The organism is Amycolatopsis nalaikhensis, assembly GCF_030264295.1.
GTDB lineage: Bacteria > Actinomycetota > Actinomycetes > Mycobacteriales > Pseudonocardiaceae > Amycolatopsis > Amycolatopsis nalaikhensis.
On sequence record NZ_CP127173.1, the window covers coordinates 7938759 to 7950903 of the forward strand.

Genomic DNA, 12145 nt, shown 5'->3' on the forward strand with positions numbered 1-12145 from the left:
CATGCTGGACCACCTCGAGCACCTGCTGGCCGACGCGCGGCACCGTCCACAGTGGCCGGTGCATCGGCTCGACCTGATGAGCGAGACGGAGCTGCGGAAGCTCCTCGAGGACTGGAACGACACGGACCTCGCGACGCCGCTGGCGACCCTGCCGGAGCTGTTCGCCGATCGGGTCCGGGAGGCACCGGACGCCGTCGCTCTCGTCTTCGAGGACGAGGAACTGACTTACGCCGAGCTGGACGCCCGCGCGAACCAGCTGGCCCACGTCCTCATCGGCCGGGGCGCGGGGCCGGAGCGCGTCGTCGCCCTCGCCGTTCCGCGCTCGGTCGAGATGGTCGTGGCCGAGCTGGCCGTGCTCAAGGCCGGGGCCGCGTACCTGCCGCTGGACCAGGACTACCCGGCCGAGCGGATCGCCTTCATGGTGGCCGACGCGCGCCCGGTGTGCGTGGTGACCACGAGCGACCTCGCCGACCGCTTCGACGGTGACGTGCTGCTCCTCGACGAGCTGAGCCTGGACGGCGTCCCGGACACCGACCCGGCCGCGGCGATCGTCCCGGCCAACGCGGCTTACGTGATCTACACGTCCGGTTCGACCGGGCGGCCCAAGGGCGTCGTCGTCTCCCACGCGGGCGTCGCGAAGCTCGTCGCGACCCAGTCGCAGCGGTTCGGCGTCGGCCCGCACAGCCGCGTGCTGCAGTTCGCGTCGCCGAGCTTCGACGTCGCGTTCTGGGACCTGTGCCTCGGCCTGCTTTCGGGCGGACGGCTGGTGATCGTCCCCGCCGAGCGGCGCGTGCCCGGCCCCGAGCTGGCCGAGTACGCCCACGCCCACGGCGTCGATTTCATGATCCTGCCGCCCGCGTTGCTGGCGGAGTTCCCCGAGGACTGCGACCTGCCGCGCGACAGTGTGCTGCTGGCCGGGACCGAGCGCGTGTCGCCGGAACTGGTCCGGCGGTGGGCGCCGGGGCGGCGGATGTTCAACGCCTACGGCCCGACCGAGGCCACGACGAACTCGACGCTCGGGCTGTGCGACCCGGACATCGCGCCGGGCTCGGCCGTGCCGATCGGCGTCCCCGATCCCGGCACCCGCGCCTACGTCCTCGACGCGCACCTCGCGCCGGTCCCGGTCGGCGTCGTGGGGGAGCTGTACCTCGCCGGATCCAGCCTGGCACGGGGATATCTCGGGCGGCCGGGGCTGACGGCGGAGCGGTTCGTGGCGGACCCGTTCGGTTCCGGCGGACGGCTCTACCGCACCGGTGACCTGGTGAAGTGGCTGCCGGACGGGCGGCTGGTGTTCCTGGGCCGGGCCGACGACCAGGTGAAGATCCGCGGCTACCGCATCGAACTGGGCGAGATCGAGTCGGTGCTGGCCGAGCACCCCCGCGTCGGCCAGTCGGTCGTCGTGGCGCGGGACGGGCAGCTCGTCGCCTACGCCGTGCCGGTGCCCGACCGCGACGAGGCGGCCGAGCAGGGGCACGTCGAGGAGTGGCACGCGGTCCACGAGGAGATGCTCGCGGGGACGACCGGCATCGAGGAGAACTTCGCGGGCTGGACGTCCAGCTACGACGGCGCCGACATCCCGCTGCCCGAGATGCGGGAGTGGCACGCGGCGACGGTCGAGCGGATCCGGTCGCTGCGGCCGAAGCGCGTGCTCGAGATCGGTGTCGGCAGCGGGCTGATCCTGTCGCGGATCGCCCCGGACGCCGAAGCGTACTGGGGTGTCGACCTTTCCGAGAGCGCGATCGAGAACGTCCGCCGCGAGGTCGTCGGGACGCCGTTCGCGGACAAGGTCCACCTGGCCGCCCGGCCCGCGCACGACCTGGGCGAGCTGCCGGACTTCGACACTGTGATCATCAATTCCGTCGCGCAGTACTTCCCCAGCGCCGACTACCTCGCCGAGGTCGTCCGTACCGTCGCCGGGCACCTCGCACCGGGCGGCACGATCTTCCTCGGCGACGTCCGCAACCTGCGTTCGCTGCGGGCGTTCCGCACCGCGGTGGAGCTGCGGCACGGCCGGGCCGACGTCGCCGCGGTGGACCAGGCGATCGCACGTGAGGGCGAGCTGCTCCTCGACCCGGACTTCTTCCCGGCACTCGCCCGCGAGCTGGACGGCTTCGACGACGTCGACCTGTGGGTGAAGCGCGGTCAGGCGCACAACGAGCTGACCCGGCACCGCTACGACGTCGTGCTGCGGAGGGCGCCGAAACCGGCCGCGGCGGCAGAACAGGTGGTCGCGTTCGACGATCTCGGTGCGGTGGAACGGTTCCTGGCCGCCGAGACGCCGGAGCGGCTTCGGGTCACCGGCATCCCAGACGCGCGGCTCGCGGGCGAGCTGGCGGCGGTTCGCGCCCTCGACGAGGGCGACGTCGAGGGTGCGCAGGCCGCGCTCGAGCAGCGTGACGGCGTCGACCCGGAGGCCCTGCACCGGCTCGGCGACCGCGCGGGCTACCGGGTCGCCGTGACCTGGGCCGCCGAGCCCGGCGAGCTGGAGGCCGTCTTCATGCGCCCCAATGTGGCGTTGGGTGCGTCCAGCGCACCCAACGCCACGTTGGGGCGCTCGGGTGGGGCCGCCTACCGCCCGGTGCGCCCGGCGGGCAGCCCGGCGTCGTACGCCAACGCCCCGGCGGCCCGGCGGGAAACCGGCGCGCTGGTCGCGTCCCTGCGGGCGCACGTGGGTGACCGGCTGCCGCAGTACATGGTGCCGTCGGCGTTCGTCCTCCTGGACAAGCTGCCGGTGCTCGCCTCGGGCAAGCTCGACCGCAAGGCCCTGCCGAGCCCGGAGCGGTTCACCGGCGGGCCGGGCCGCGCGCCCCGCAACCCGGTCGAGCAGCTGCTGTGCGAGATGTTCGCCGACGTGCTCGGGCTGCCGCAGGCCGGGCCGGACGACGACTTCTTCGCCCTCGGCGGGCATTCGCTGCTGGCGACCCGGCTGATCCAGCGGATCCGCGCGGCCGTCGGCGCCGAGGTGCCGGTGCGCGCGGTGTTCGACGCGCCGACCCCGGCCGCGCTCGCCGACCTGGTGGCCGGGTCCGTCGACGGGACCGAGCGCCGCCCGCTCACCCGCGTCGCCGAACGGCCCGAGCGGCTGCCCCTGTCGTTCGCGCAGCAGCGGCTGTGGTTCCTGCACGGCCTGGAGGGCGGGTCGGCGACCTACAACGTCCCGCTCGTCATGCGGCTGTCCGGCGAACTGGACGTCGAGGCGTTGCGGGCCGCGCTGAACGACGTCGTCGGCAGGCACGAGGCGCTGCGGACGGTGTTTCCGACCGCCGACGGCGTGCCCTACCAGCGGGTGCTGCCCGAGGGCACGGTGGAGCTGGCGGTCCACGTGGTCGCGGAGTCCGAAGTGGACGAGGCGGTGGACGGACTGGTCCGGGGCGTCTTCGACCTCGGCGCCGGGGTGCCGGTGCGGGCCGCGCTGCTGACCGTCGACCCGCGGCGGCACGTGCTGGTCGTCGTCGTGCACCACATCGCCGCCGACGGCTGGTCGCTGTCCCCGCTGTGGCGCGACGTCGCCACGGCCTACCGCGCCCGGCTGCGCGGTGACGCTCCCGAGTGGACGCCGCTGCCCGTGCAGTACGCCGACTACACGCTCTGGCAGCGGGACCGCCTGGCCGCCGAAGAGCAGTCCCAGCTCGACTACTGGCGGGACGCGCTCGACGGGCTGCCCGAGCGGATCACCCTCCCGCTCGACCGGCCGCACCCGGCGGTGTCGGCCTACCGCGGCGGGTTCTTCACCTTCGGCTGGGACGCGGGCCTGCAGGCCGGGCTCGTCGACCTCGCGCGCGCGTGCGGCGCGAGCCCGTTCATGGTCGTGCACGCGGGCCTGACGGCGTTGCTGTCACGCCTGGGCGCCGGGACCGACATCCCGATCGGCACGCCGATCGCCGGCCGGACCGACCCCGCGCTCGACGACCTCGTCGGGTTCTTCGTCAACACCCTGGTGCTGCGCGTGGACACCGGCGGCGACCCGTCCTTCCGGGAGCTGGTCGCCCGGGTGCGCGAGCGCAGCCTCGACGCCTACGCCCACCAGGACGTGCCGTTCGAGCGGCTCGTGGAGGTGCTCAACCCGGTGCGCTCGCTGGCGCACCACCCGCTGTTCCAGACGATGCTGGCCTGGCAGAACACGCCGGGCAGCGGCGTCGAGCTGCCCGGGCTGACCGCCACCGAGCGGCCCGTCGGCACCGGTACGGCCAAGTTCGACCTCTGGTTCTCCTTCACCGAGCGCGCCGACGGCATCGACGGCCAGGCCGAGTTCAACGCCGAGGTGTTCGACCGGGCCACCGTGACCGGCCTCCTCGACCGCCTGGAAGTCCTGCTGCGCCAAGTGGTTTCGGCGCCGGACCGTCGGCTCGGTTCCCTCGACGTGCTCACCCCGGCGGAACGGGCCGGGCTCGAGGCGGTCTGGTCGGGCGCGCTCGAAGACGTCCCCGCCGTCACCGTGCCCGAGCTGTTCGCCGCCCAGGTCGCGCGGACGCCGGACCAGGTCGCCCTGGTCTTCGAGGACGAAGAGCTGACCTACGCCGAGCTGGACGCCGTCTCGAACCGCCTCGCCCGCGTGCTGGCCGAGCGGGGTGCCGGGCCCGAGCGCGTGGTGGCTCTGGCCTTGCCGCGCTCGACGCACCTGGTGACGGCCATCCTCGCGGTGCTCAAGACCGGCGCGGCCTACCTGCCGCTCGACCCGGGCTACCCGGCCGACCGCATCGCGTTCATGCTCGACGACGCGCGACCGGCCTTGGTGCTGGCGACGGCGGAAACCGCGGTGGCGGGCGCGCTGCTGCTCGACGACCCCGCCACGCTCGCCGGAGTCCCGGCCGAGCCGCTGCCGGATGTCATGCTGCGGCCGGAAAACCCGGCGTACGTCATCTACACGTCCGGGTCGACGGGGCGTCCCAAGGGCGTCGTCGTGCCGCACGCGGGCATCGTCAACCGGCTGCTCTGGATGCAGGACGAGTACGGCCTGACCGGCGACGACCGCGTGCTGCAGAAGACGCCGTCCAGCTTCGACGTCTCCGTGTGGGAGTTCCTCTGGCCGCTCATCACCGGGGCCACCGAGGTGCTGGCCCGGCCGGACGGCCACAAGGACCCCGCCTACCTCGCCCGGCTGATCCGCGACCGCGGGATCACGACCGTCCACTTCGTCCCGTCGATGCTGCAGGTGTTCCTGCAGGAGCCGACGGCGGGGGAGTGCACGAGCCTGCGCCGGGTGCTCTGCAGCGGCGAGGCCCTCCCGGCCGACGCGGTGACTCAGTTCGGCCAGGTGCTGGACGCCGAACTGCACAACCTGTACGGCCCCACGGAAGCCTCGGTCGACGTCACGTCCTGGCCCACCTCGCCGGAAGAGAGTTCGGTCCCGATCGGACGTCCGGTGTGGAACACCCGGACTTACGTGCTCGACGCCGAGCTGCGGCCCGTCCCGCCCGGCACCCCCGGCGAGCTGTACCTGGCCGGGGTCCAGCTGGCGCGCGGCTACCTCGGCCGCCCCGGGCTCAGCGCCGTACGGTTCGTCGCCGACCCGTACGGCCCGCCCGGGTCCCGGATGTACCGCACCGGCGACCTCGCCCGCTTCCGCCCGGACGGGGTGCTCGAGTTCCTCGGCCGCGGCGACGAGCAGATCAAGATCCGCGGCTTCCGCGTCGAACCTGGCGAGATCGCCGCGACCCTCGCCGCGCACGACGACGTCGCCCACGCCGTGGTCGTGGCCCGCGAGGACCGGCCGGGGGACGTCCGCCTGGTCGGGTACGTCGTGCCCGCCGAACTGTCACCCCCGGACGAGACCGAGCAGGTCGGCGAGTGGCGCGAGCTGTACGACGCGATGTACTCCGGCGCCGAAGACGAATTCGAGGGCTGGAACTCCAGCTACACCGGAGAACCCATTCCCCGCGACGAGATGCGGGAGTGGCGGGACGCGATCGTCATGCGGATCCGGTCGCTGAAGCCGAAACGCGTGCTCGAGATCGGTGTCGGCACCGGCCTGCTGCTCAGGGAACTGGCGCCGCATTGTGAGACCTACTGGGGCACGGACTTCTCCGCCGAGGTCATCGCGGCGCTGGGGCGCCGGGTCGCGGCCGACCCCGGGCTCGCCGATCGGGTGGAACTGCGTACCGGCGATGCCGCGGACGTCTCCGGGCTGCCGTCCGGGTTCTTCGACACCATCGTGCTCAACTCCGTCGTCCAGTACTTCCCGAGCGGGACCTACCTTCTGGACGTCCTGCGGAAGGCACTCGACCTGCTCGCGCCGGGCGGGGCGCTGTTCGTCGGTGATGTCCGCGACCTGCGTCAGGTGCGGGCGTTCCACACTGCGGTGGCCGACGCCCGCGGGGGCGACGTCGACCAGAACCTCCTGCGGGAGAAGGAGCTTCTGGTCGCGCCCGAGTTCTTCGCGGGACTCGACGGCGTCACCGCGGACATCCGGGTCAAGCGCGGCCGGGCGGTCAACGAGCTGACCCAGTTCCGCTACGACGTGGTGCTGCGGGCGGGTTCGGCTGCGGCACCCGAGGTCCCCAAGCTCGTGTGGGGAGCCGATCTCTCCACTGTGGACGAGGTCACCGGGCCGAGCCGGATCGAGCGGGTTCCGAACGCCCGCACCGCACCGGACGGCGTCGATCCCGAAGACTGGTACGAATTCGGCGAGGCGCACGGCTACCGCACGGTCGTGACCTGGTCCGCCGAAGGCGACGGCTCGGTCGACGTCGTGTTCACCACCGGCGACCCCGCCGGGGCGTTCCGGCCCGGCAGCGGGCCGCTCCTGTCCTACACGGGCAACCCCGGCCGGTTCCGCCGGATCAGCACGCTGACCGCGGACCTGCGGGCCCTGGCCGCCGGCCGGCTGCCGGAGCACATGGTGCCCTCGGCGATCGTCGTGCTCGACGCTCTGCCGGTGACCGCCAACGGCAAGCTCGACCGCCGTGCCCTGCCGTCCCCGGACCCGGTCGTGCCGACGTCCGGCCGGGAGCCGCGCACGCCCGTCGAACGGCAGCTGTGCGAGCTGTTCGCCGACGTCCTCGGCCTGCCGCGGGTCGGTCCGGACGACAGCTTCTTCGCCCTCGGCGGGCATTCGCTGCTGGCCACCCGCCTGATCGCGCGGATCCGCACGGTGCTGGACGCCGAGGTGGAGGTCCGGTCGGTGTTCGAGACGCCGACCGCCGCCGGGCTCGCCGAGCTGCTCGCCACCGGCAGCGGGGCCGCGCGCCCGCCGCTGGTCCGGATGGCTCGGCCCGAGCTGGTGCCGCTGTCCGGCGCGCAGCAGCGGCTGTGGTTCCTGCACCACCTCGAAGGCCCGTCGGCGACGTACAACGTGCCGCTGATCATGCGCCTCGAAGGCGAGGTCGACGTCGCGGCCCTGCGTGCCGCACTGTCCGATGTGGTCGCCCGGCACGAAGCCCTGCGCACGCGGTTCCCGCAGCGCGACGGCGTCCCGTACCAGGACGTCCTCCCGGCCGGTGAAGTCGAGCTGCCCGTCCGGGAGGTCAGCGACCTCGACGGTGCGCTTACCGACCTCGTCCGTGGTCCGTTCGACCTGGAAAACCACGCCCCGATGCGCGTAGAGCTGCTGCGCCTCGGGGAGCGCGAACACGTCCTGGCCTTGGTCTTCCACCACATCGCCTCCGACGGCTGGTCGATGGCCCCGCTCTGGCGCGACATCGCCACGGCCTACGCCGCCCGCCGCTCGGGTGAGCGTCCGCACTGGACTCCGCTGCCGGTGCAGTACGCGGATTACACGCTGTGGCAACGGGATCTGCTCGGCAGCGAGGACGACCCGGACAGCGTGCTCAACGCGCAGCTCGACTACTGGCGGGACACCCTCGACGGCCTGCCGGACCGCATCGAGCTGCCGCTGGACCGGCCACACCCGGCGACCGCGACCTTCCGCGGCGAGCTGCACACCTTCACCTGGGACGCCGACCTCCACGCCGGGCTGGCCGCGCTGGCCCGCGAGTGCGGCGCGAGCGTGTTCATGGTCGTGCACGCGGCACTGGCCGCCCTGCTCACGAGGCTGGGCGCGGGCACCGACGTGCCGATCGGCTCGCCCATCGCCGGCCGCACCGACCAGGCGCTGGACGACCTCGTCGGGTTCTTCGTGAACACGCTCGTCCTGCGCGTCGACACGGCGGGCGAGCCGTCGTTCCGGGACCTGGTCGCCCGGGTCCGCGAGCGCAACCTCGACGCGTACGCCCACCAGGACGTGCCCTTCGAGCGGCTCGTCGAGCTGCTCAACCCGGCGCGGTCGCTGTCGTACCACCCGCTGTTCCAGGTGATGATCGCCGGGCAGAACAACGCCCGCGCCGAGGTGACCCTGCCCGGCCTGACCGTCACCGAGATCCCGGTGACCACCGGGACGTCGAAGTTCGACCTGTCGATCTCGCTGACCGAGCGCGAAGCCGGGATCGCGGGCGTGCTGGAGTTCAACACCGACGTCTTCGACCATCCGGGCGCCGACGCGATCCTGCGCCGCCTGGAGGTGCTGCTGCGCGCGGCACTGGCCGAGCCGGACCGGCCGGTCGGCGCGCTCGACCTGCTCGTGGGGGACGAGCGCGAGCGGGTCCTGGAGCGGTGGGCCGGTTCGCTCGAACCGGCCGGCACGGAGACGTTCCCCGGCCTGTTCGCCCGTCAAGTGGCCGAACGGCCCGACGCGGTGGCCCTCGTGTTCGAGAACGTCGAGCTGACGTACGCCGAGGTGAACGCCCGCGCCAACCGGCTCGCGCACCTGCTGCGCGAGCGGGGTGCCGGGCCCGAGCGGGTGGTCGCGCTGGCCGTGCCGCGGTCGCTCGACATGATCATCGCGGAGCTGGCCGTGCTCAAGGCCGGGGCCGCCTACCTGCCGGTCGACGTCGACTACCCGGGCGACCGCATCGCCTACATGGTGGAGGACGCGGGCCCGGTCTGTGTGGTGACCACGCGCGAGACCGACGCGAAGCTGCCCGCCGACGTGCCGCGGGTGCTCCTCGACGATCCTGCGCTCGCCGGAATGTCCACTGAGGACCCGTCGGTGGTGGTGAAGCCGGAGAACGCGGCGTACGTCATCTACACGTCCGGCTCGTCCGGACGGCCGAAGGGTGTCGTCCTGCAGCATTCCGGCGTCGCGAAGCTGGTCGCCACACAGGTCGAACGGTTCGGCGTCGGCCCGCACAGCCGGGTCCTGCAGTTCGCGTCGCCGAGCTTCGACGTCGCGTTCTGGGACCTGTGCCTCGGCCTGCTCTCCGGCGGCCGCCTGGTCGTCGTCCCGGCCGAGCGCCGCGTCGCCGGGCCCGCGCTGAGCGAGTACGCGTTCGCCCACGACGTCGACTTCATGATCCTGCCGCCCGCGTTGCTCGACGCCATGCCGGAGGACTGCGACCTGCCGCGCGACAGCGTGCTGCTGGCCGGGACCGAACGCGTGTCGCCGGAGCTGATCAAGCGGTGGGCGCCGGGGCGGCGGATGTTCAACGCCTACGGCCCGACCGAGGCGACCACCAACTCGACGCTCGGCGAGAGCGACCCGGTCGAGCTGGCGGACGCGACGGTCGTCCCGATCGGCATCCCCGACCCCGGCACGCGGGCGTACGTCCTCGACGCCGGGCTGCGGCCGGTCCCGCCGGGCGTGGTGGGGGAGCTGTACCTCGCCGGATCCGGGCTGGCGCGCGGGTATCTCGGCCGCCCGGGGCTGACGGCGGAGCGGTTCGTGGCCGACCCGTTCGGTTCGGGTGGACGGCTCTACCGCACCGGTGACCTCGTCAAATGGCTGCCGGATGGACGCCTGGTGTTCCTCGGCCGGGCCGACGACCAGGTCAAGATCCGCGGCTACCGCATCGAGCCCGGTGAGATCGAAGCCGTGCTCGCCGAGCACCCGGCCGTCGGGCAGTCCGTCGTGCTCGCCCAGGACGGGCGGCTCATCGCCTACGCCGTCCCGGCCGCGGCCCGCGACGAAGAAGCCGAGCTGGACCACGTCGGCGAATGGCGGGAGCTGCACGAGAACGTCTTCACCGACGCCGCTTCCGGTGGTCTGGAAGAGAACTTCACGGGCTGGAACTCCAGCTACGACGGCGCCGAAATCCCGCTCGACGAGATGCGCGAGTGGCACGCGGCGACGATCGAGCGGATCCAGGCCTTGCAGCCCAAGCGGGTGCTGGAAATCGGCGTCGGCAGTGGCCTGATCCTGTCGCGCATCGCCCCGGACGCCGAGGCGTACTGGGGTGTCGACCTGTCCGAGCGCGCCATCGCGAACCTCCGTCGCGAACTCGCGGCGACGCCGTACGCGGACAAGGTCCACCTGGCCGCGCGGCCCGCGCACGACCTGGGTGAGCTGCCCGACTTCGACACCGTGATCATCAACTCGGTCGCGCAGTACTTCCCGAGCGTCGACTACCTCGCCGAGGTCGTCCGCACGGCCGCGGCCCACGTCCGGCCGGGTGGCGTGATCTTCCTGGGCGACATCCGGAACCTCCGCTCGCTGCGGGCGTTCCGGACGGCGACCGAGCTGCGGCACGGCCGCCGCGATCCGGCCGCGGTCGACCAGGCCATCGCCCGCGAGGGCGAGCTGGTGCTCGACCCGGACTTCTTCGCGGCACTGGCCCGCGAGCTGGACGGCTTCGACGACGTCGACCTCTGGGTGAAGCGCGGGAAGGCGCACAACGAGCTGACCCGTCACCGCTACGACGTCGTCCTGCGGAAGGCGCCGAAACCGGCTCCGGCCGCCGAGGACGTCGTCGCGTTCGAATCCTTGGCCGACCTGGAGCGGCGGCTCGACGAGCGTCCGGCACGGCTGCGCGTCACCGGCGTGCCGAACGCCCGGCTGTCCGGGGAACTGGCCGCCGTCCGCGCTCTCGCCGACGGGGACGCCGAGGCCGCACTGTCCTCTTTGGCGGGCCGGGATGGCGTGGATCCCGAGACGCTGCAGGAACTGGGCGCCCGCCGGGGTTACCGGGTGTACGCGACGCTGACCGCCGACGAGGGTTCGCTGGAAGTCGTCTTCACCACGGGTGAGCCGACGCGGATCCACCGCACCCGCCCGGTGCGTGCCGCACTGGCCGCGCTGGGCAACCACCCGGCCGGACAGCGTGACACGAGTGCCCTGGTCACGGCCTTGCGGGCGCACGTCCGGGACCGGCTGCCGCAGTACATGGTGCCCTCGGCGTTCGTGGTGCTCGACCGGCTGCCGCTGCTCGCCTCGGGCAAGCTCGACCGCCGCGCGCTGCCGAGCCCGGACAAGCAGGCCGTCACCGCCGGCCGGGCACCGCGGACCCCGGTCGAAGAGGTCCTGTGCGGACTCTTCGCCGAAGTCCTCGACGCGCCCTCGATCGGCGTCGACGACGACTTCTTCGCCCTGGGCGGCCATTCCTTGATGGCGACCCGCCTGGTGGCGCGGCTGCGCGCGGTGTTCGGCGTCGAGCTCCAGGTCCGGTCGGTGTTCGAGACGCCGACCGTGGCCGGGCTCGCCGCTCTGTTGTCCACAGCGGACTCCGAAGGCGCACGGCCCGCGCTGGTGCGCGCCGAGCCGCGGCCGGACGTGCTGCCGCTGTCGTTCGCCCAGCAGCGGCTGTGGTTCCTGCACCGGCTCGAAGGCCCATCGGCGACCTACAACATGCCGACGGCGGTCCGCCTGACCGGCGACCTCGACGTCGACGCCCTACGCACCGCACTGTCCGATGTGGTCGACCGCCACGAGGCCCTGCGCACGGTCTTCCCCGAGGTCGACGGCGAAGCCAGGCAGCTGGTCCTCGACGACGTCACGATCCCGCTGCCCGTGCACGCGGTCACCGACGCGACCCTGGCCGACGCCGTCTCCGAGGCGGCCCGCGCCGTGTTCCACCTGGAGTCGGAGATCCCGCTGCGCACGGAACTCCTGCGCTTGGGGGCCCGTGAGCACGTGCTGGTGCTCGTGTTCCACCACATCGCCTCGGACGGCTGGTCGACCGCGCCGCTGTGGCGGGACCTCGCCACGGCCTACACCGCCCGCCGGTCCGGCGAGGCTCCCGAGTGGACGCCGCTGCCGGTGCAGTACGCGGACTACACGCTGTGGCAGCGGGACGTCCTCGGCGAGCCGGTGATCGAGCCGCAGCTGGCCTACTGGCGCGAAGCCCTCGCCGGGTTGCCGGAGCGGATCGAGCTGCCGACCGACCGGCCGCACCCGGCGGAGGCGTCCTACCGCGGCGAGCAGTTCGCCTTCGGCTGG

General features: G+C 73.1%; 1 pseudogene. It reads left to right on the forward strand.

Annotation, left to right across the window (positions count from 1 at the left end):
• Positions 1–76: 76 nt before the first annotated feature.
• A pseudogene (locus QP939_RS38745) lies at positions 77–12091 on the forward strand (amino acid adenylation domain-containing protein); the annotation flags it as partial.
• Positions 12092–12145: the final 54 nt, after the last annotated feature.